Origin of the sequence: Amnibacterium flavum, from assembly GCF_003097495.1 — a bacterium.
Lineage (GTDB): Bacteria > Actinomycetota > Actinomycetes > Actinomycetales > Microbacteriaceae > Naasia > Naasia flava.
Genome location: NZ_QEOP01000002.1, coordinates 682,049 through 702,287, shown reverse-complemented (window position 1 = coordinate 702,287; position 20,239 = coordinate 682,049). Strand labels below are relative to the sequence as shown.

Here is a 20,239-nt window from a genome sequence, read left to right as displayed (position 1 = left end):
GCCGCACCCCGGCGCGTCATGCCGGTCCACCTAGACTAGAAAACAGCAGTTCTGCCCGAAGGGAATACCTCACATGAGCGAGTCCGTCAGCCTCCCCGCACTCGGAGAGAGTGTCACCGAGGGGACGGTGACCCGTTGGCTCAAGAACGTCGGGGACCGCGTCGAAGTCGACGAACCCCTGCTTGAAGTCTCGACTGACAAGGTCGACACCGAGATCCCGTCTCCGGTGGCGGGTGTGATCGAAGAGATCCTCGTCCAGGAGGACGAGACCGTCGATGTCGGCACCGCGCTGGTGCGCATCGGCGACGGGTCGGGGTCCGCCCCCAGCGGCGAGACCACCCCCGAGCCCGAAGAAGAGGCGCAGCCCGCGGCCACCGCGCCCGAGCCCGTGTCCGAGCAGCCCTCGGCACCGGCACCCTCACCTCAGCCCGAGGCGCCTGAGACCTCCGATCCCAACGCGGACGACTCGTTCGGCGGCTCGTACTCCGAGCCCACTCTCGAGCAGGAGGTCGCTCCGGCCCCGTCCGAGGCACCCGCCGAGCAGGCCGCCCCGGCTCAGCCGGCGGCCCCCGAGCAGTCGACCGAGGTCCCCTCCGTCGACGCACCCGAGTCGGCAGAGGCCCCTGCAGCCAGTGCCCCCGTGACCCCGCCGGCCCCTGCGCAGCCGCAGTCGGCGCCGAGCGAGCCCGCTCCCGACCACCAGGCCGTGCAGCCGAGTGAGACCGGAACCACCGAGGCCCCCTCGGCACCGGCCGACGGCACTGCGCCCTACGTCACGCCGATCGTCCGCAAGCTCGCGGGCGAACGCGGTGTCGAGCTGTCGAGCATCACCGGCACCGGGGTCGGAGGACGCATCCGCAAGGAGGACGTCCTGGCCGCCGCCGAGAAGTCCGCGACGCCGGCGGCTTTCGCTGCGTCGGCTCCCGCAGCCCCGGCCAAGGCGGCACCGACGGTGTCCGACCTCCGAGGGACAACGGTCAAGATGACGCGTCTCCGCAAGGTCGTCGCCGAACGAGCCGTCGTGTCGATGCAGTCGACGGCCCAGCTCACCACCGTCGTCGAGGTCGATGTCACCAAGGTCGCCCAGCTGCGCACCAAGGTGAAGGACCGCTTCCTCGAGAAGACGGGCGTCAAGCTGTCGTTCCTGCCCTTCTTCGCCATCGCGGCGACCGAGGCGCTCAAGTCGTACCCGATCATCAACGCGACGGTCGAGGGTGACAGCATCGCCTACCCCGACACCGAGAACCTCTCGATCGCGGTCGACACCGAACGAGGACTGCTGACGCCCGTCGTCCGAGACGCCGGCTCCCTCGACATCGCCGGCCTCGCCGCTCAGATCGCCGACCTGGCCTCGCGGACCCGCGAGAACAAGCTCAAGCCCGACGAGCTCGCCGGGGGCACGTTCACGCTCACGAACACGGGTTCACGCGGCGCCCTCTTCGACACTCCCCTGGTCTTCCTTCCCCAGGTCGCCATCCTCGGCACCGGCGTCGTCACGAAGAAGCCGGTCGTCATCACCGCCGACGGTTCCGACTCGATCGCGATCCGCTCGACGGTGTACCTCGCCCTGAGCTACGACCACCGCATCGTCGATGGCGCGGACGCGGCTCGGTTCCTGGTGCAGATCAAGGATCGCCTCGAGACGGGCGACTTCGAGGGCGACCTCGGCATCTAGCCTCTCGAGCATCCTCCGAAGGAGGCCCCGCCGGTTCCGGCGGGGCCTCCTTCCTTTTTGGGCGGGGCCCACTCGATCAGGGGTCGGGAGGGGCGTCGAAGGTGTCGCGGATCCTCCATCCTTCTTCGGTTCTGATCAGCAGCACCGATACCGACGTCGTCGCGACGAGCGCCGAGTCGCCGGTCCGCTGGACGAACGGCGCGTGCCCGGTCGTGAGACGCGGCGGGCGGACGGCCCCCGACTCCAGACGGCCGACGAGGGAAGCGTCGGCGTCGTACGCGGCCGAGCCCGCCTGATCGACGCCGTCGAGGCATTCGACCGAACCCGCGTCGTAGCATCGCTCGCGCAGGTCGAGGAGCGCCACGAGAGCGGATAGCGGATCGTCGCCGTCGATCGCAGACTCGGACGGCTCAGCGCTCGAGGAGGGCGACGACGGAGCGGTGGGCTCCGCCGCCCGGTCGGTCGCATCCCGTGTCCCCTCGGCGGGTTCCGGTGCCGCGATCGAGGCGCGCGGCGAGGGATCGGTGGAGAGGGCCTCGGCCGGCCTTCCCGTCTGCGGGATCAGCACCGCGGCTGCGATCAGCGCCGAGACGGAGAGCGCTGCGACGAGCCATACGCCGCGCCGCACCGAGCCGACGGTCGTCCGCATCCTGCCCCAGGCGTCGCTGATCGAGGCGGCCACGGGCGAGTCGCCCAACCATCCCAGCACCGGATCGAGCCGCGACGGGCGCTGGCTCACGGTCTCAACGGTCCCAGAGTCGGCCGCGACGAGCGAACGGATGTCGGGCGGCGTCGCCGATCGAGCCGTCATCGAAACGGGTCGGGGGTCAGCCGAGGCGAGCACAGCCAGCTCGGCTTCACGGAGAGCACGCTCCCGCAGCAGGCGCGGGATGCCGCGCACCTCCGCATCGGGCAGGATCCTGGTCGCGAGCTCTGCGAGCCCCTCGCGATCATCGACCCGGGTCGGCTCGTCGAGCGGCGCCGCATCACCGAGTCCCGCGAGCACCGGCGTACCGTCGGAGGCGAGGAGCACGCTGCTCGGATGCACCCGGCCGTGACTCCAGCCCGCGTCGTGCAGCGCTTCGACCGCGCGAAGCACCGCGACGAGGACCCCCACCGCCTCTGCAACCGAGAGGGCGCCCCGTGTCGCCAGGAGTTCGCCGAGCGACCCACCGGCGAGCCATGGGGTGACGAGGAGCACGCGCCCCTCCGCGGTCGTGGCGACATCGACGAGCGGGAGGAGATGATCGCAGTCGACCGCTCGGGCGGCGCCGATCTGGCTCATCAGCGCACCCTCCGCCACGTCGGTACCGAACAGGCGCAGGACCACCACGCGATCATCGGCGTCACGCGCGAGCATGACCTCGGAGCGCCTCCCGCCTCCGAGGTCACGCAGCACGCGGTAACCGCAGACGGACTCCATGCCTCCACCCTGATCCGCGGCTCCCTGCAGCGGGCGACGCCGGCGCCGACCTGTGCGCATCCGCCGCTCAAGACCGCCTGTGGAGGAACGCGGGTCGACCCCGTGAAGTCGTGGAGGTTCCGACATCGGATCGTCCCGGGCGGCGGTATCCTGGTGGCATGGCTCGTAGCAGCGCTTCGTCGCGCCCCACCGAAAAAGAGCCGGGGCGCTTCCGGCAGCTCTGGCAGGTCTTCAAGATGACCCGCCGACTCGACAAGCGTGCTGTCCCCTACCTGATCGCCGTCGTGATCCTGCCGATCATCGCGTCGATCCTCGTCGGCATCTTCACCTCCGACGGCAACGGCTTCGTCATCGCCATCTGGGTCGTCGCCGGTGTGCTCCTCGGAATCCTGCTGGGCCTCATCGTGCTCGGCCGCCGGGCCGAACGCGCCGCTTACGGCCAGATCGCCGGAGAGCCCGGGGCGGTCGGCGCTGTGCTCCGCAGCTCGCTGCGTCGCGGCTGGCGCGGCAACGAGATGCCGGTCGCCGTCAACCCGAAGTCGAAGGACGCCATCTACCGCGCTGTCGGTCGTCCGGGCGTGGTCCTCATCGCGGAAGGCCCCAAGTCGCGCACCAACCGCATGCTCGACGAGGAGCGGCGCAAGGTGTCCCGAGTGCTGCCCAACGTTCCCGTGTCGGTGCTCCACGTCGGGCCCGACAAGGACTCGATCCAGCTGCACAACATCAACCGCAGCCTCGGCAAGTTCAAGAACACCCTCACTCGCGCCGAGGTCGTGGCGGTCAGCAACCGACTCAGCTCGCTGAGCGGTAGCCAGCTGCCCATTCCCAAGGGCGTCGATCCCCTGCGGGTCCGCCCGCAGCGCATGCGCTGATCCGATGACCGAGTCCGAGGCCGCCGCTCTCCTGGGCGTACGCCCGGGCGCGTCCATCGAGGACGTTCAGCATGCCTTCGTCCGGGCCGCACGGCAGAATCATCCCGATCTGCTCTCGGAGACCGATGACGAGGAATGGCATCGCGCCGGTGCCCGCTTCGCCCTTCTGGCCGATGCACGCGACCTCATGCTCGCGCAGCACCCGGTCATCCCGGTCCAGTTCGCTCCCCCGCCGCGCAAGCGCCGTGGGATCGGCGGTTCCGTCGTGATCCTTCTGCTCCTCGCCGCAGCTCTCGTGGCTTTCGTTACGGCAGCCGATGCCTACCGCAGCGACACGGTCCAGAATCTGCGCGGCGGGGTCATCCAGGCTCCCTGAGCCGGAACGCCGAGCTGTCAGCGGCGAATGAGGACCGTCCCGGCGAAGACGTCGTGGAGGCCGCGCTGGTCCCGGTCCCAGATCGCGGCGGGGATCAGAAGGCACAGCAGCAGGGTGCGCACCGTGGGCCGCCACCAGCCCGCCCACCGACCGTCGAGACGGACGACCCGCAGACCGAGCAGCAGATGACCGACCCCGCCACCGAGCAGTGTGACCAGCACGATCTGCTCACCGGCGAAGATGGCGAGGCTCGCCCAGTCGCTGCCGAAGAAGAACGCGTAGTAGATGATCGCGCAGAGGGCGAAATCGATGCCGATCGCAGCGAGTCGGCGATTGGTGCGGGCCACCGACCCCGGACCCTCCGCGGGACGGCCCAACCGGCGACCGGGATAGTCTGCTTCTGACGCAGACGCAGAAGCGCTCACCGGTCCACCATAACGAGGACCTCTGTAACATCGCCGAAACAATGCCTTCACGGCGGCGAAACTGCGTCTGCGTATTGTCGAAACGGCTGTATCCGCAGCCGCGGTCCTACACGCAGTTTTGGAGACGTGCTCTATGTCACACCCGAAGTTCAGTGACTCTTCCGAGGTCATCAAGTTCATCAAGGACACTGACGTCAAATTCCTCGACATCCGCTTCACCGACCTTCCCGGAGTGCAGCAGCACTTCAACATCCCTGCGTCGACGGTCGACGAGGAGTTCTTCTCCGTCGGCCAGCTCTTCGACGGCTCGTCGATCCGCGGCTTCGCGAACATCCACGAGTCCGACATGCAGCTCATCCCCGACATCTCGACGGCCTACATCGACCCGTTCCGCATCGAGCGCACCCTGATCGTCGTCTTCGACATCTACAACCCGCGCAACGGCGAGGTCTACGGCAAGGACCCGCGTCAGGTCGCAAAGAAGGCCGAGAAGTACCTCGCCTCCACCGGCATCGCCGACACCGCGTTCTTCGCCCCCGAGGCCGAGTTCTACATCTTCGACGACGTCCGCTACGAGGTGAACCAGCACTCGAGCTTCTACTCGGTCGACTCCTCCGAGGCGGCGTGGAACACGGGCCGCGAGGAGGCCGGCGGAAACCTCGCCAACAAGACGCCCTACAAGGGCGGCTACTTCCCGGTCAGCCCGCTCGACCAGCACGCCGACCTGCGCGACGACATCTCGCTCAAGCTGATCGACGCCGGCCTCATCCTCGAGCGCGCTCACCACGAGGTGGGCACCGCCGGTCAGGGCGAGATCAACTACCGCTTCGACACCATGGTGCACGCGGCCGACGACATCCTGAAGTTCAAGTACATCGTCAAGAACGTCGCCCACCAGTGGGGCAAGACCGCCACGTTCATGCCGAAGCCGCTCTTCGGCGACAACGGTTCGGGCATGCACACCCACCAGTCGCTGTGGAGCGACGGCAAGCCGCTGTTCTACGACGAGGCGGGCTATGGCGGACTCTCCGACATCGCCCGCTGGTACATCGGCGGAATCCTCAAGCACGCCCCGTCGCTGCTGGCCTTCACCAACCCCACGGTGAACAGCTACCACCGTCTGGTCCCCGGCTTCGAGGCACCCGTCAACCTGGTCTACTCGGCCGGTAACCGTTCGGCTGCGATCCGCATCCCGATCACGGGCACCAACCCCAAGGCCAAGCGCATCGAGTTCCGTGCACCCGACGCCTCGGGCAACCCGTACCTCGCGTTCGCCGCTCAGCTCATGGCGGGCCTCGACGGGATCAAGAACCGCATCGAGCCGCACGAGCCCGTCGACAAGGACCTCTACGAGCTTCCCCCCGAGGAGGCCAAGGGAATCCCCCAGGTCCCCGGATCGCTCGACGCGGTGCTCGACGCCCTCGAGGCCGACCACGACTACCTGCTCGCGGGTGGCGTGTTCACGCAGGACCTCATCGACACGTGGATCGACTACAAGCGCGAGAAGGAGATCAAGCCCCTCGCGCAGCGTCCCCACCCCTTCGAGTACGAGCTGTACTACGGCGTCTGATCCCGCCGAGTGACCGCGAGGCCCCGTCTCCCGAGGGAGCCGGGGCCTTCGTCGTCCCCGGCCCTCGCCCTCAGCAGGAACGACGACGCCTCAGCAGGAGTGGATCGGCTGATCCTTCCTGCTGAGGCGTCGTGCTGCCTGCTGAGGGCGAGGGCTACAGGATGAAGAGCATCTCCTGGTAGGTGGGCAGCGGCCACAGGTCGTCGGCCACGAGGGTCTCGAGCGTGTCGGCCGCCGCGCGGACCGCGTTCATCGCGGGGAGGAGGGCGTCGCGAGCGTGCTCCGCCTCGGCGAGGCTCTCGTGTCCCGCGTCGGCGGCAAGAGCGGACTTCAGCGTGGCAAGAGCGCTGCGCAGATCGGCGATCGGTGCGCTGACCTCGTCGAGTGCCGTCGTGTCCGCGTCGACTCCCGCCGTCTTGAGGGCGGTGACATTGGTCGCCAGCTCGGTCTGGTAGCGGACGGCGGCCGGCAGCACCATCGTCGACCCGATCTCGAGCGTCAAGCGAGCCTCGACTCCGATCGAGAGCGCGTACTGCTCGAGTCCGATCTCGTAGCGGGAGTGCATCTCGCGGTGATTAAAGACCCGGTATTTCTCGAACAGGTCCATCGCCTCATCGGTGATGAGCTCGGGAAGCGCGTCGAGGGTCGTGCGCAGGTTCTTCAGTCCGCGCTTCTCGGCCTCGATCGGCCAGCTGTCCGAGTAGCCGTCGCCGTTGAACACGACGGCACCGTGCTCGGTGATGATCTCGGTGAGCAGCGTCTGCACCGCAGCATCGAAGTCCTCGCCGTTCGCGACCGCGGTCTCGAGCTTGCTGGCGACGTAGTCGAGCGACTCGGCCATGATCGTGTTGATCGTGGTCATCGGCGCGGCGACCGTCTGCAGCGAGCCCGGGGCACGGAACTCGAACCGGTTGCCCGTGAAGGCGAACGGGCTCGTGCGGTTGCGGTCTCCAGGGTCGGTCGGCAGCACGGGCAGCGTGTCGACGCCGATCTTCATGGTGCCCTTGCCCTTCGACGAGGTCAGCGAGCCCTTCGCGATCTGATCGAAGATGTCGGCGAGCTGGTCGCCGAGGAAGATCGAGATGATCGCCGGCGGCGCCTCGTTCGCGCCCAGGCGGTGGTCGTTCGATGCCGACGCGACCGATGCGCGCAGCAGACCGCCGTACAGGTGCACGGCACGGATCACAGCGGCGCAGAACACGAGGAACTGGGCGTTCTCGTGCGGGGTGTCACCCGGCACGAACAGGCTGCCCAGCTCATTGTTGCCGAGCGAGAAGTTGACGTGCTTGCCCGACCCGTTGACGCCCTGGAACGGCTTCTCGTGGAAGAGGATCTCCATGCCGTGCTTCTTGGCGATGCTCTTGAAGGTCGTCATCAGCAGCTGCTGGTGATCGGAGGCGATGTTGCCGCGCTCGAACATGGGCGCGATCTCGAACTGGCCGGGGGCGACCTCGTTGTGGCGGGTCTTGGCCGGGATGCCGAGCTTGAACAGCTCCCGCTCGGTGTCCATCATGAAGCCGAGCACGCGCTCGGGGATGGCGCCGAAATAGTGGTCGTCGAACTCCTGACCCTTCGGCGGCTTGGTGCCGAACAGGGTGCGGCCCGCGTTGAGCAGATCGGGTCGGGCGAGGAAGAAGTGGCGGTCTACCAGGAAGTACTCCTGCTCGGGGCCGCAGAACGACACGATGCTGTTGAGGTTCTCGTGCCCGAAGAGCTTGAGGATGCGCTCGGCGTGAGTGCCCATGGCCTGCTGCGAACGCAGGAGCGGGGTCTTGTGGTCGAGAGCCTCACCGGTCATCGAGACGAAGACCGTGGGGATGCAGAGGGTGTTGCCGTTCGGGTTCTCGAGTACATAGGCCGGGCTCGTCACATCCCATCCGGTGTATCCGCGAGCCTCGAACGTGTTGCGAAGGCCGCCGTTGGGGAAGCTGGATGCGTCGGGCTCTCCCTGGACGAGCGTCTTGCCCGCGAACTCGGCGAGGGCTGTTCCGTCACCGACGGGCTCGAGGAAGCTGTCGTGCTTCTCGGCGCTGAGACCCGTGAGCGGGTAGAACACGTGCGCGTAGTGGGTGGCGCCCTTCTCGAGCGCCCAGTCCTTCATCGCGGAGGCGACGGCGTCGGCGACCAGCGGGTCGAGTGGAGCTCCGTTCTCGATCGTGGCGACCACCGATTTGTAGACCGACTTCGGAAGGCGCTTCTGCATGACGACCTTGTTGAAGACGTTCTCGCCGAAGACCTGCCCGGGCGTCTCGGCATCGGTGAAGCTGATGGCGGGAGGCACATAGGCCTCGACATCCTTGATGGCCTGCAGGCGGACGACATTGCCGGTCATTGGTGCCCCTCTCAGAGAATGCTGCTGGGAAACACCGTTGGCACGGCGTCTGTGCCGTCAATCTAGGGATGCCGACTACCGCGTATGTTTCGGCGTGATTACCGTCTGGATTCCGTTTGCACCAGCTCGAATCAGTGAGCTTTCTATGCGACGCCCATGAGTCGCGGGCCTCATAGGTCGACCACATCGGATACCGGATCGCAGCTTGGATTCGGTGCGTACTCCGGAGCTACCAGGTGCAGCGCCGGGTCGTCTCCCCGGCCCCGCGCCCGAGCGCACGCGAACCCGCGTCGACCGAGGTGGAGAAGCGCTCGCCGGTCCCGCTCCGCACCTGACCTCGGATCGGATATCCCGGACTTGTACGCACGTTCCGGACATTGCGCCACGCCGGAACGTGCGTACTCGCCCGGAATACCTGCGCCAGGGCGGGTCGTCGGCTCCGCGGGTCAGGCGGTGGAGGGGCGCGGGCGGGTCTGGGTGCCGTAGAAGATTCGCTCGAACACCGCGCGGGCGAGGCGCGTCGTGCGGAGGAAGTCGTCCTCGAGGACCGCGGCCGACCCGGGCGCGTACTCGAGGAGCCGGGCGACGGCGTCGAGCTGACGCATCTCGGTCGGCAGGATGTCGGAGGTCCTGTTACTCCACAGGGTCATCGCCGACCTCAGCCGCGACGACAGGATCCAGGCGGCCCGCAGCTTGGCCGCGTCGTCGGACCGCAGCAGCGCCGCGTCCTCCGCGGCTGCAAGAGCCTGAAGGGTCGACGGGGTGCGTAGCCCGGGCACCCGGGCGCCGTGGCGCAGCTGGAGCAGCTGCAGAAGCCACTCGACATCGCTCAGCGTGCCGCGCCCGAGCTTCAGATGCCGGGTCGGATCAGCGCCCTGCGGCAGCCGTTCGCTCTCGACCCGGGCCTTGATCCGCTTGATCTCGCGGATCTCCGTGTCGGGCACCGCTGACGGGTAGCGGACCCGATCGGCGAGTGCGGTGAAGTCGAGCACGAGCTGGTGGTCGCCGGCGACCCCGCGCGCCCGCAGCAGCGCCTGCGCCTCCCAGGTCAGCGACCAGCGTTGGTAATAGGCCTCGTACGAGCGCAGCGAACGCACGACCGCGCCGTTCTTGCCCTCGGGCCGCAGGCCCAGGTCGAGGTCGAGCGGCAGCCGCGGGTCGGTCGTCAGCCGCTTGATCTCGGAGACGATGTGCTCGGCCCTGTTCTGCGCGAGCTCGGGCGACATCCCAGCGACGGCTCGGTAGACGTACATGATGTCGGCGTCCGAGCCGAACCCGAGCTCCGCTCCCCCGTACCGGCCCATGGCGATGATCGCGAATTCGGGCCACGGCCCTTCACCGCTGCGGATGCTCCGCAGCACCCCCGTGAGGATGGCGCTCGTGATGTTCGACAGGCCCTCGCCCAGTTCCACGATGTCGATCGTGCCCGCAATGCTCGCCAGGGCAAGACGCAGCACCTCACGTCCTCGGGCGGTGCGCAGCGCCTGGGCCGCCGAGTCGCGATCGCCGTGCCGGGCCACGGTCGCGCTCGTCTCCTCGCGCAGCGACTCCCACGAGCGTGGGCGCAGATCGTCGTCGTTCTCGAGCCACCGCGCCGCCTCGGGGTACCGTTCGAGCAGTTCGACCACGAACCGCGATGCCGACAGCGCCTCGGTCAGGCGCTGAGCGGCCGCCTGCGAGTCGCGGAGCATCCTCAGGTACCAGTGCGCGTCGCCGAGGCTCTCGCTGATCCGTCGGAACGCGAGCAGACCGCCGTCGGGATCCGCCCCATCGGCGAACCACTGCAGCAGCACGGGGAGCAGCGTCCGCTGGATCGCCGCACGGCGCGAGACTCCCGAGGTGAGGGCCGCGATGTGGGCCAGCGCTCCTCGGGGATCGCGGAATCCGATCGCCGACAGACGGGCCGCGGCCTGATCGCTCGTGAGGGCGAGAGTCTGCTCGGGAAGCCGCGCGACCGCGGACAGCAGCGGACGGTAGAAGAGCCGCTCGTGCAGGCTGCGGACGGCCGCCTTCGTGCGCTGCCAGCGCGCCAGCAGTTCGGCCGACGAGCCGCCGAGGCGGCTCGCACGGGCGAGCACCCGCAGAGCCTCCTCGTCACGCGGCATCAGATGGGTGCGCGAGAGCCGCTGGAGCTGCAGACGGTGCTCGAGCACGCGGAGCAGGCGATACTCGTCCGCGAACTCCGTCGCCTCGGCCCGGCCGATGTAGCCCCCGGCCGCGAGAGCCTCGAGAGCGGGCAGGGTCGCCTGTTCGCGAACCGTCGGGTCGGTCTGCCCGTGCACGAGTTCGAGCAGCTGGACCGTGAACTCGACGTCGCGCAGTCCACCCGGACCGAGCTTCAGCTGCTGGTCAACCTCGTCGGCCGGGATGTTGTCGGTCACGCGTCCGCGCATGCGCTGCACCTGCTCGACGAAGCTCTCCCGGCTCGCACTGCTCCACACTTTGCCCGAGATGCCGTCGACGTACCGCTCACCGAGAGGGATGTCCCCCGCTATCGGGCGCGCTTTGAGCAGGGCCTGGAACTCCCAGTCCTTCGCCCACCTGTCGTAATAGGCGAGATGCGACTCGAGCGTGCGCACGAGCGCACCGGCTTTTCCCTCGGGTCGCAGATTGGCATCGACCTCCCACAGGGGCGGCTCGATCGCCGCCTCGTGGATGCCGCGCATCGTGAGCATGGCGAGGCGGGTCGCAGCGGCCATCGCCCGCTCTCCGCTCATCTCCGAACCCGCCGCGGCCTCGCCTACGAAGATCACATCGACATCGCTCACGTAGTTGAGCTCTCGCGCGCCCGCCTTGCCCATGCCGATGATGGCGAGGCAGGTCTCGGCGATCTCTGCGGCTCTGAATGTGCCGGGTCCGTTGCCCGGCTTCGTCGCGTCGGCGCGCGCCACGGCCAGTGAGGCCTCGAGGGCGGCACCGGCCAGGTCGGCGAGGATCTCGGTCACAGCCTGCAGTGCGTCGAGCGGTCGCGGCTGACCGAGATCCCATGCGGCCACCTGCAGGATGTGACGTCGGTAACGGACTCTCAGCGCCGTACGCCCGTCATCCCCCGCGATCGTCGCCACTCCGTCGACCGCCCCGACCGACTCGAGCAGGCTCGCGCGCAGCTCATCGGCGTCGGGACGCGAGGTGAACGGCTCCCGAAGGGCGACGAGCTGCTCCGGGTGCCGCAGCAGGAACTCGGCGAGACCCGATGAGGCTCCGAGCACGAGGATCAGCCGCGAGGCGGACGCCGGGGACTCGAGGGTGGACGCCACGGCGTCGGGATGCCGACGGGCGAGCATCAACAGCGACGTGAGGGCCGCGTCGGGATCGGCGGCGGGACCGAACGACGGCAGCAGCGGGACGACGTCGGTCGGCAGCAGCGTGGTCAGCTCATCGAGCCTGCCGTGCACCTCGCCCAGCTCGGTGAAGCCGAGCCGAGCCAGCTCGGTCAGGTTCGCGAGCTCGCGTCGCATGGTGCGTGACGCCTAACGGATCCGCGGCGGGATCAGAGCACTTCGAGGTTCGAGCGCAGCTCGTACGGCGTGACCTGGGCACGGTACTGACGCCACTCGGCACGCTTGTTGAGCAGCAGGTACTTGAAGACCTGCTCGCCGAGGGTTTCGGCGACGAGCTCGGACTCCTCGAGGTAGGAGATCGCGTGGTCGAGGCTGGCGGGCAGAGGCGCGTAGCCCAGAGCGCGGCGCTCGCCCTCGCTGAGCTCCCACACGTTGTCCTCGGCCTCGGGCGGCAGCTCGTAGCCCTCCTCGATGCCCTTGAGACCTGCAGCGAGCAGAAGCGAGAGCGCGAGGTAGGGGTTCGCAGCCGAGTCGATCGCCCGGTACTCGACACGGGACGACTGCCCCTTGCCGGGCTTATACAGCGGCACTCGCACCAGCGCGGAACGGTTGTTGTGGCCCCAGGTCACGTAGCTGGGTGCCTCACCGAGCTTCGACTCGCCCTCGCCCGCCCAGAGGCGCTTGTACGAGTTGACGAACTGATTCGTCACGGCGGTGATCTCGGGCGCGTGCTTCATCAGACCCGCGATGAACTGGCGACCGATCGTCGACAGCTGGTACTGGGCGCCGGCGTCGAAGAACGCGTTCGTGTCGCCCTCGAAGAGCGACAGGTGCATGTGCATGCCCGAACCGGGTTCGTTCTGCAGCGGCTTCGGCATGAACGTCGCGTAGACGCCCTGCTCGATCGCCACCTCCTTGATGACGGTGCGGAAGGTCATGATGTTGTCGGCGGTCGTCAGCGCGTCGGCGTAGCGCAGATCGATCTCGTTCTGGCCGGGGCCCGCCTCGTGGTGACTGAACTCGACCGAGATTCCGAGGTCTTCGAGCATCCGCACCGAACGGCGTCGGAAGTCGTGCGCCGTGCCGCCGGGAACGTTGTCGAAGTAGCCGGCACGGTCGACCGGCTCGGGGCCGTCGGCGCCGAACTGGCTCGACTTCAGCAGGTAGAACTCGATCTCGGGGTGCGTGTAGAACGTGAAGCCGCGGTCTGCGGCCTTCGCGAGGGTGCGCTTGAGCACCTGGCGGGGATCGGCGGCGTGCGGCTGGCCGTCGGGGGTGGTGATGTCGCAGAACATGCGAGCGGTCGGATCGATCTCGCCCCGCCACGGGAGCACCTGGAACGTGGTGGGGTCGGGGTGGGCGAGGACATCCGCCTCGTAGGCGCGGGTGAGGCCCTCGATCGCCGATCCGTCGAAGCCGAGCCCCTCGGTGAACGCGCCCTCGACCTCGGCCGGAGCGATCGCGACGGACTTGAGAGTGCCGACGACGTCGGTGAACCAGAGGCGCACGAACTTGATGCCGCGCTCCTCGATGGTGCGCAGAACGAAGTCGCGCTGCTTGTCGACCACTTAGGTTTCCCCTCGCCTCGGGGGCGCTGAACACCCCTGATTGATGCCCTCTCAGGCTAGTGGGTCTGCGGAACCTTCGCTTGGCACCGGCGAAGCGGAGCGCCGTCGCGCTCGGGTCACCAGATCCGCATCAGCGCTTCGAGCAGACCGAGGTGGGCGCGCTCATGCCAGGCGAGCATTCGGAGGAGCTTGACCGAGGTCCACTCCCCGCCGTCGGGTGTGACCGAGATCAGGACGTCGGGAAGGGACGCGACGACCCGCATCACGTGCTCGTGCGATGCCTCGAGTTCGTCGACGAGGTCGGGCAGCGGCTCCCGCGGCTCGAAGCCGAGAGCGGGCAGGTAGACCCGGCTCTCCTTGTCGGCGAAGGCACGCACCAGATCGCCGGCCGATGCGTAACCGAGCGGATCGATGTCGGGCACCTCATTGCTCGGGCGGGACAGCTGCCACCATTCCGCGTTCTCGACGAGTTCGAGCGTCCGGGCTCGCGCCCGCTCGAGGATCTCCATCGTCGTCGCGCGTTCGCCCGGCGTCGCCGGTTCGAGGTCGCGTGCGAAGGACGGGTCGAAGTCGTCGACCTGCTCCTCGAGCTCGATCGTCGGCGCCCCCGTCGACCGCTGCAGCATGGCCAGGGCGCCGACCGCCGTCTCCGCGGTCCGGGCGGTTCCCCAGAAGCCGAGATCGAATGTCCATGCGCGTGAGGACATGCCTCCGGTCTCGTCGGTGTGCACCTCGACGTAAGCGCGCATGGTCCTCACACCCTAGGACCTCCGGGCTGTCATCACCCTCCTCGACGGCCGCGTGAAGGCTGGGCGAGCGCTGACCGCGCCGACCTAGACTGGTCCGATGAGCGAACAGTCCGCGCTGAAGCGGGTGCGCAAACGGCACTTCCAGCAGGCGAAGGAGAACGGCATCCCCATCACGGGGCTGACGAGCTACGACGCGCTGACGGCTGCGATCTTCGACGAGGCGGGCATCGACTTCCTCCTGGTCGGCGACTCGGCCGGAAACGTCGTCCTGGGCTACGACTCGACCGTGCCCGTCACCGTCGACGAGCTCATCCCGATGGCGCGTGCGGTCGCAGGTGCCGTGTCCCGAGCCCTCGTCGTGGCGGACATGCCGTTCGGCTCATACGAACTCGGCCCCGACCAGGCGCTTCAGACCGCATTCCGATTCATGAAGGAGACCGGCGCCCACGCCGTCAAGCTCGAGGGCGGTGAACGCAGCGAGGAGCAGATCCGCCGCGTCGTCGAAGCCGGCATCCCGGTGATGGCGCACATCGGCTTCACGCCTCAGAGCGAGCATCAGTTCGGCGGACACGTCGTCCAGGGTCGCGGTGAGGGGGCCGAGCAGGTGCTCGCCGACGCGTTGGCCGTCGAGCGCGCCGGGGCTTTCGCCGTCGTGCTCGAGATGGTGCCGAGCGAGGTCGCCAAGCGGGTCACCGAGGCGATCGCCATCCCCACCATCGGCATCGGAGCGGGTCCGCACGTCAGCGGCCAGATCCTGGTATGGACGGATTTCGCCGGCCTGACCGGCGGGCGGTACCCCAAGTTCGTCAAGAAGTTCGCGGATCTGCGCGGCCAGCTGCTCGATGCCGCCCGCGAGTACCGCGACGAGGTCACCGGCGGTACGTACCCGGGGCCCGAGCACCAGTACGAGTGACCGGGGCCGGCCACCTTCGCCCATCTGCCTACTCACGTCGGAGCATGGCGGGAGGGCGTCCTCGTCAGCGGTTCTCGGCTGCGTCGTCCGCAGCCCACTTCTCCGCGTTCTGGCGCAGCTTCTCGGGTGCGTGAGCCGCTTCCTCGCGGGTATCGAACGGGCCGACCCGGTCGATCGAGTTGGACTGCGGTCCGAGCTCGACCTCGCCGGTGCGCGAGTTGTACCACCACTTGTCGGCCATGCTGACTCCCATCCGCTGCGGGCCTCCGCCCGTAGGCTTGATCCTATGCCGCGCGATTCCCAGGGCCACCTCGTCCCCGGACGCATCAGCCCTCGCCGGGCCGTGCCGCAGTCGATCGGGCGCCCTGAATACGTCGGCAAGGCCGCTCCCGCCGCGTACGCCGGATCCGATGTCGTCTCTCCCGAGACGGTCGAGAGCATCCGCAGTGCGGGCCGGATCGCCGCGCAGGCCCTGCAGGCGGTCGAGGCCGCAGTGCGGCCCGGGGTGACGACCGACGAGCTCGACCGGATCGGGCACGAGCACATCATCGCGGCCGGCGCGTACCCGTCGACCCTCGGCTACCGCGGATACCCGAAGTCCGTGTGCACCTCGATCAACGAGGTCGTCTGCCACGGCATCCCCGACGACACCGTGCTGGTCGACGGCGACATCATCAACGTCGACATCACCGCGTTCCGCGACGGGGTGCACGGCGACCTGAATGCGACGTTCCTCGTCGGGAACGTCTCCGAGGAGGCGCGTCTGCTCGTCGAGCGCACCCGCGAGGCGCTGAACCGCGGCATCAAGGCGGTGGCGCCCGGTCGGCAGATCAACGTGATCGGTCGAGCGATCGAGGCGTACGCGAAGCGGTTCGGATACGGCGTCGTGCGCGACTACACCGGTCACGGAGTGGGCGAGGCGTTCCACTCGGGGCTGGTCATCCCTCACTACGACGCGGCGCCGCGGTACGACGCACTGATGGAGCCCGGCATGGTGTTCACGATCGAGCCGATGCTGACCCTCGGCGGCATCACGTGGGATCTGTGGGAGGACGACTGGACGGTCACCACCCGCGATCGCAGCCTGACCGCCCAGTTCGAGCACACCCTGGTCGTCACGGACCGAGGCGCAGAAATCCTCACCCTCCCCTGACCAGCTGACGGACGGGCCGACCGACCGCCCACGCAGCGCCAACCGAGACGGGCGTTCCGGGCGGAAGCGCACGTTGCGGCCGGCCCCGCACGCCGCAACGTGCGCGCGGCGGGCACTCCAAGCCCGCACGTTCCGGGCTCCTGCCGATATTCCGGACATGAGCGCACGCCGAGACGTGCGTATGTGCCCCGAAGATCCGACCCAGCTGGGCTGAGATCCGGGCCGGGTGTTCGGATTCAGCAGCCCCTCCGCGCGCACGTTCCGGCGTGCGGGGCCGGCCGGAACGTGCGCATTTAGCCGGAACGCCCGCGTTGGGTAGGTTTGTGGGGTGAGCACTGAGGCGATCGGCATCGATATCGGCGGCACCGGCATCAAGGGGGCTCTAGTCGACGTCGACACCGGAGAACTCCTCTCCGAGCGCATCAAGCTGGCGACCCCCAAGGGCGGCGAGCCCGAGGACATCGTGAAGACCGTGACCGATGTCATCTCGCAGATCCCCGGAGTCGCCGAGGGCACGCCCGTCGGCGTCTGCTTCCCCGCCGTCGTCCAGCACGGGGTCACCATGTCGGCCGCGAACGTGTCGCACCGATGGATCGGACTCCAGGCGGAGGACCTGTTCGAGAAGGCCATCGGCCGCGACATCACCTTCGTGAACGACGCCGATGCGGCCGGCTACGCCGAGACCCAGTTCGGTGCCGGCAAAGACGAGCGCGGCCTGATCCTCATGACGACTCTCGGAACGGGCATCGGCAGCGCGATCATCTACGACGGCCACCTCGTGCCCAACGCCGAGCTCGGCCACCTCGCCCTCGACGGGTTCGACGACTACGAGAAGCAGGCCTCGTACGCCGCCAAGGAGCGCGAGGACCTCAGCTGGAAGAAGTGGGCCGAGCGTCTGCAGAAGTACTACAGCTACCTCGAGCGGCTCTTCTCCCCCGACCTGTTCATCGTCGGCGGCGGCGTCTCGAAGCACTACGACGACTTCCTGCCGCTGCTCGATCTGACGACCGAGATCGTGCCGGCCCGGTTCCGCAACAATGCGGGCATCCTCGGCTGCGCATCCCTCGCCGCCCACGGTGCGGGAACCCGGCGCCGCAAGAGCGCCGAGGTCGCGGTCGACAAGACCAACTAGCTCCGCCGAGTCGCCCGGTTCAGGCAGTCAGCGCGCTCGCGGACTGCCCGAACCGGGCGATTGGCGTCAGCCGCAGCGCTCGACGAGCGGCGCGGCATCCATGTCCCCGCGCCGGGCGCAGCGGATCGCGCGCACGACGAGGTAACCGGGGCAGGGCACGACGACGAGGTCGCCCTCGACGAGGTCGCCCGGCAGGAACACGAGATGCCCGGCGTCCTCGCTGTCGTCGTCGGGGCGCAGAACCGTCGCCGCCCCGCGCACGGTCGATGCCCGGCCGATCAGCCGCATCTCCGACCAGATCACCGGCAGATGACCGAACCGGCAGTCGACGAACGCATGACGCGTCCCGACCGAATCGATCTCGAGCCGTGTGACCGTCGCGACCACGGTCGACGCGCCCTCCGTCGCCGACGGACGTCCGTGCGTCCCGGGCACCACGGCGGCAGCGGTGTGCACGCACGGGCTCCCGGCGAGCGCCGTGAGGGCGGTCAGCGACACGCCCGCGACCACCACGTCATCCGTCGTGGGGTGGGTGAACTCGGGCCAGCGGTCCGGGTTCAGGGGGTCGGGGATGCTGCGACGCAGGCTCGGCATGATCGAGGTGAGCGTCATCGAGCGCCTCCGCCGAGGAGTCGATGCAGAGGGTCGTCGTCCGCGGGAGCGGGATCTGAGATGTCCATGACTGCAGGTCTACGCCGGGGACGGCGCCGCGCGGCCGGTCCTGACGGACTCCATACGGCGAGCATCGCGTGATCCTCACGCCTTCGCGACCCGCCCGTTAGGGCGCAGCAGAGTGGCCGTATGGGTTCCGTTAGGGCCGGGCGGGGCGCCTCCTCACGGGCTTTCAATCAGGAGTCGCGCCGAATCCGGCGTGCCCGTCGCCGTGTGCGGCGGGGTCAACTTCCTCGTGATGGAGTCCCTTCAACGTGCTCGACATCGTGTACATCCTCGGAGCGGTAGCCCTCTTCGCACTGGTCGCCCTCGTGGCGAAGGCGGTGGAGAAGCTGTGATCGTCTTCGAACTGCTGGCCGCCGTGCTCGGCGTGGCCGCAACCGTCTACCTCGTCTTCGCCCTCGTGAAGCCCGAGAGGTTCTGATGGCGGCTCTCTTCGCGATCCTCCAGGTCGCCACTCTCGTCCTCATCCTGGTGGTGCTGTACCGCCCTCTCGGCGACTACATGGCGCACACCTTCACCGCGCGACGGCACCTCGGCTTCGAGCGCGGCATCTACCGCATCATCGGCGTCGACCCGGACTCCGAGCAGACCTGGCAGGCCTACCTGCGCGGTGTCCTGTCGTTCTCGCTCGTCAGCGTGCTGCTGCTCTACCTGATCCAGCGCCTGCAGGCGGTACTCCCCTACTCGCTCGGTTTCCCCGCGGTCCCCGAGGGGCTGTCGTTCAACACGGCCATCTCGTTCGTGACGAACACGAACTGGCAGAGCTACTCGGGCGACGTCACCCTCGGCTACACGGTCCAGCTGCTCGGCCTCGCCGTGCAGAACTTCGTCTCCGCCGCGGTCGGCATCGCCGTGGCGATCGCCCTGGTCCGCGGGTTCGCCCGCACCTCGTCGGGCACACTCGGCAACTTCTGGGTCGACCTGATCCGCGGTGTCTTCCGCCTGCTGCTGCCGCTCGCCGCGGTCGCGGCGATCGTGCTCATCATCGGCGGCGTCGTGCAGAACTTCGCCGGCTTCACCGACATCATCACGGTGTCGGGAGGCGCCCAGAGCATCCCGGGCGGCCCGGTCGCGTCGCAGGAGGCGATCAAGCAGCTCGGCACGAACGGCGGCGGCTTCTTCAACGTCAACTCGGCGCATCCGTTCGAGAACCCGACCGCCTGGACGAATCTGTTCGCCATCGTGCTGATGACGGTCATCCCGTTCAGCCTGCCCCGCACCTTCGGCCGCATGGTCGGCTCGAACAAGCAGGGTTACGCGATCCTCGGCGTCATGGCCGGACTCTTCCTCGTCTCGCTCACTTTCCTCTCGATCTTCGAGGCGAACGGGGCCGGCACCGCACCGCAGCTCGCGGGCGGAGCGATGGAGGGCAAGGAGACCCGGTTCGGCATCTTCGGCTCGACCCTCTTCGCCACCGGCAGCACGATCACCTCGACGGGTGCCGTCAACTCGATGCACGACTCGTACACGGCACTCGGCGGCCTCATGCCGATGATCAACATGATGCTCGGCGAGGTGGCACCCGGCGGTGTCGGATCGGGGCTCTACAGCATCCTGATCCTCGCCATCATCACGGTGTTCATCGCCGGTCTGCTGGTCGGACGCACCCCCGAGTACCTCGGCAAGAAGATCGGGACGCGCGAGATCAAACTCGCGAGCCTCTACATCCTCGTGATGCCCGTCCTCGTGCTCGTGGGAACCGCGCTCAGCTTCGCGATCCCCGGCGTCCGTGAGGACGTGGAGAGCACGTCGATCTGGAACCCCGGAATCCACGGCCTCTCCGAGGTGGTGTACGCGTTCACGTCCGCGGCGAACAACAACGGGTCGGCGTTCGCCGGTCTCACCGCGAACACCCCGTGGCTCAACACGGCGCTCGGCGCCGCCATGCTGCTCGGCCGCTTCCTGCCGATCGTCTTCGTACTCGCCCTCGCCGGCGCGCTCGCCGCCCAGGACAGGGTGCCCGCCACCGCGGGGACCCTTCCCACCCACCGTCCGCTCTTCGCGGGCCTCCTCGCGGGCGTCACGGTCATCGTGACCGCCCTGACCTTCTTCCCCGTTCTCACGCTGGGTCCCCTGGCGGAAGGGCTTCTATAAA

At 68.4% G+C, this 20,239-nt stretch carries 17 protein-coding genes; 9 read left to right on the top strand and 8 right to left on the bottom strand.

The features are described 5' to 3' along the window. Nucleotides 1–73 precede the first annotated feature (73 nt). Nucleotides 74–1,675: a 2-oxoglutarate dehydrogenase, E2 component, dihydrolipoamide succinyltransferase gene (gene sucB / locus DDQ50_RS10970; protein WP_116756770.1), complete on the top strand. Its 1,602-nt coding sequence runs from the start codon at nucleotides 74–76 to the stop codon at nucleotides 1,673–1,675. Nucleotides 1,676–1,751: 76 nt separating this feature from the next. On the opposite strand, the gene DDQ50_RS10965 is transcribed toward sucB, so the two are convergent. Beyond that, nucleotides 1,752–3,098 carry a protein kinase domain-containing protein gene (locus tag DDQ50_RS10965; protein ID WP_165829784.1) on the bottom strand — a complete coding sequence of 449 codons (1,347 nt, stop codon included), beginning with the start codon at nucleotides 3,096–3,098 and terminating at the stop codon, nucleotides 1,752–1,754. A 158-nt stretch (nucleotides 3,099–3,256) separates the two neighbouring features. Between DDQ50_RS10965 and DDQ50_RS10960 the strand changes: the two genes are divergently transcribed. Then, entirely contained in the window at nucleotides 3,257–3,970 is a 714-nt protein-coding gene (locus tag DDQ50_RS10960) for a DUF4191 domain-containing protein (RefSeq protein WP_116756768.1), read from the top strand. A gap of 4 nt (nucleotides 3,971–3,974) precedes the next feature. Then, nucleotides 3,975–4,346 carry a J domain-containing protein gene (locus DDQ50_RS10955; RefSeq protein WP_116756767.1) on the top strand — a complete coding sequence of 124 codons (372 nt, stop codon included), beginning with the start codon at nucleotides 3,975–3,977 and terminating at the stop codon, nucleotides 4,344–4,346. Between the two features lie 17 nt (nucleotides 4,347–4,363). Here DDQ50_RS10955 and DDQ50_RS10950 read toward each other — a convergent pair whose 3' ends face one another. Beyond that, nucleotides 4,364–4,693, bottom strand: coding sequence for an RDD family protein (locus DDQ50_RS10950; RefSeq protein ID WP_338065153.1), 330 nt, complete (start codon nucleotides 4,691–4,693; stop codon nucleotides 4,364–4,366). A gap of 211 nt (nucleotides 4,694–4,904) precedes the next feature. Here DDQ50_RS10950 and glnA point away from each other — a divergent pair, with 211 nt between their 5' ends. Beyond that, on the top strand, nucleotides 4,905–6,341 hold the full coding sequence (glnA, locus tag DDQ50_RS10945; protein WP_116756765.1) for a type I glutamate--ammonia ligase: 1,437 nt from the start codon (nucleotides 4,905–4,907) through the stop codon (nucleotides 6,339–6,341). Nucleotides 6,342–6,495: 154 nt separating this feature from the next. Here glnA and DDQ50_RS10940 read toward each other — a convergent pair whose 3' ends face one another. The 4 genes from DDQ50_RS10940 to DDQ50_RS10925 form a co-directional block, all read right to left on the bottom strand. Further along, entirely contained in the window at nucleotides 6,496–8,673 is a 2,178-nt protein-coding gene (locus tag DDQ50_RS10940) for a glutamine synthetase III family protein (RefSeq protein ID WP_116756764.1), read from the bottom strand. A 446-nt stretch (nucleotides 8,674–9,119) separates the two neighbouring features. Further along, nucleotides 9,120–12,131 (bottom strand): bifunctional [glutamine synthetase] adenylyltransferase/[glutamine synthetase]-adenylyl-L-tyrosine phosphorylase, encoded by a 3,012-nt coding sequence (locus DDQ50_RS10935; RefSeq protein ID WP_116756763.1) that lies wholly within the window; start codon nucleotides 12,129–12,131, stop codon nucleotides 9,120–9,122. 32 nt (nucleotides 12,132–12,163) lie between these two features. After that, a complete protein-coding gene (locus DDQ50_RS10930; protein WP_116756762.1) occupies nucleotides 12,164–13,522 on the bottom strand; it encodes a glutamine synthetase family protein in 1,359 nt (452 codons plus the stop codon). 116 nt (nucleotides 13,523–13,638) lie between these two features. Next, nucleotides 13,639–14,271 carry a DinB family protein gene (locus DDQ50_RS10925; RefSeq protein ID WP_133245958.1) on the bottom strand — a complete coding sequence of 211 codons (633 nt, stop codon included), beginning with the start codon at nucleotides 14,269–14,271 and terminating at the stop codon, nucleotides 13,639–13,641. Nucleotides 14,272–14,368: 97 nt separating this feature from the next. Between DDQ50_RS10925 and panB the strand changes: the two genes are divergently transcribed. Next, complete coding sequence (gene panB, locus DDQ50_RS10920) at nucleotides 14,369–15,184, top strand: 3-methyl-2-oxobutanoate hydroxymethyltransferase (RefSeq protein ID WP_116756760.1); 816 nt, start codon at nucleotides 14,369–14,371, stop codon at nucleotides 15,182–15,184. A gap of 64 nt (nucleotides 15,185–15,248) precedes the next feature. Here the strand turns inward: panB and DDQ50_RS10915 are convergent, their stop codons facing one another. Beyond that, on the bottom strand, nucleotides 15,249–15,425 hold the full coding sequence (locus DDQ50_RS10915; protein ID WP_116757400.1) for an SPOR domain-containing protein: 177 nt from the start codon (nucleotides 15,423–15,425) through the stop codon (nucleotides 15,249–15,251). A 45-nt stretch (nucleotides 15,426–15,470) separates the two neighbouring features. Between DDQ50_RS10915 and map the strand changes: the two genes are divergently transcribed. After that, nucleotides 15,471–16,337, top strand: coding sequence for a type I methionyl aminopeptidase (gene map, locus DDQ50_RS10910; protein WP_116756759.1), 867 nt, complete (start codon nucleotides 15,471–15,473; stop codon nucleotides 16,335–16,337). A 328-nt stretch (nucleotides 16,338–16,665) separates the two neighbouring features. Beyond that, nucleotides 16,666–17,469, top strand: a complete 804-nt coding sequence (ppgK, locus tag DDQ50_RS10905; RefSeq protein WP_116756758.1) for a polyphosphate--glucose phosphotransferase — start codon at nucleotides 16,666–16,668, stop codon at nucleotides 17,467–17,469. Between the two features lie 66 nt (nucleotides 17,470–17,535). Here the strand turns inward: ppgK and DDQ50_RS10900 are convergent, their stop codons facing one another. Further along, nucleotides 17,536–18,081: a hypothetical protein gene (locus tag DDQ50_RS10900; protein ID WP_116756757.1), complete on the bottom strand. Its 546-nt coding sequence runs from the start codon at nucleotides 18,079–18,081 to the stop codon at nucleotides 17,536–17,538. A gap of 394 nt (nucleotides 18,082–18,475) precedes the next feature. Here DDQ50_RS10900 and DDQ50_RS17510 point away from each other — a divergent pair, with 394 nt between their 5' ends. Then, on the top strand, nucleotides 18,476–18,565 hold the full coding sequence (locus tag DDQ50_RS17510; protein ID WP_116756756.1) for a potassium-transporting ATPase subunit F: 90 nt from the start codon (nucleotides 18,476–18,478) through the stop codon (nucleotides 18,563–18,565). Next, entirely contained in the window at nucleotides 18,565–20,238 is a 1,674-nt protein-coding gene (gene kdpA / locus DDQ50_RS10890) for a potassium-transporting ATPase subunit KdpA (protein WP_116756755.1), read from the top strand. The genes DDQ50_RS17510 and kdpA overlap by 1 nt, the downstream gene beginning before the upstream one ends. Nucleotide 20,239: the final 1 nt, after the last annotated feature.

Coding starts and splice junctions, on each gene's coding strand:
- sucB (WP_116756770.1), top strand. CDS start 74: ATGAGCGAGTCCGTCAGCCTCCCCGCACTCGGAGAGAGTGTCACCGAG.
- DDQ50_RS10965 (WP_165829784.1), bottom strand. CDS start 3,098: ATGGAGTCCGTCTGCGGTTACCGCGTGCTGCGTGACCTCGGAGGCGGG.
- DDQ50_RS10960 (WP_116756768.1), top strand. CDS start 3,257: ATGGCTCGTAGCAGCGCTTCGTCGCGCCCCACCGAAAAAGAGCCGGGG.
- DDQ50_RS10955 (WP_116756767.1), top strand. CDS start 3,975: ATGACCGAGTCCGAGGCCGCCGCTCTCCTGGGCGTACGCCCGGGCGCG.
- glnA (WP_116756765.1), top strand. CDS start 4,905: ATGTCACACCCGAAGTTCAGTGACTCTTCCGAGGTCATCAAGTTCATC.
- DDQ50_RS10940 (WP_116756764.1), bottom strand. CDS start 8,673: ATGACCGGCAATGTCGTCCGCCTGCAGGCCATCAAGGATGTCGAGGCC.
- DDQ50_RS10935 (WP_116756763.1), bottom strand. CDS start 12,131: ATGCGACGCGAGCTCGCGAACCTGACCGAGCTGGCTCGGCTCGGCTTC.
- DDQ50_RS10925 (WP_133245958.1), bottom strand. CDS start 14,271: ATGCGCGCTTACGTCGAGGTGCACACCGACGAGACCGGAGGCATGTCC.
- panB (WP_116756760.1), top strand. CDS start 14,369: ATGAGCGAACAGTCCGCGCTGAAGCGGGTGCGCAAACGGCACTTCCAG.
- DDQ50_RS10915 (WP_116757400.1), bottom strand. CDS start 15,425: ATGGCCGACAAGTGGTGGTACAACTCGCGCACCGGCGAGGTCGAGCTC.
- map (WP_116756759.1), top strand. CDS start 15,471: ATGCCGCGCGATTCCCAGGGCCACCTCGTCCCCGGACGCATCAGCCCT.
- DDQ50_RS10900 (WP_116756757.1), bottom strand. CDS start 18,081: ATGACGCTCACCTCGATCATGCCGAGCCTGCGTCGCAGCATCCCCGAC.
- kdpA (WP_116756755.1), top strand. CDS start 18,565: ATGGCGGCTCTCTTCGCGATCCTCCAGGTCGCCACTCTCGTCCTCATC.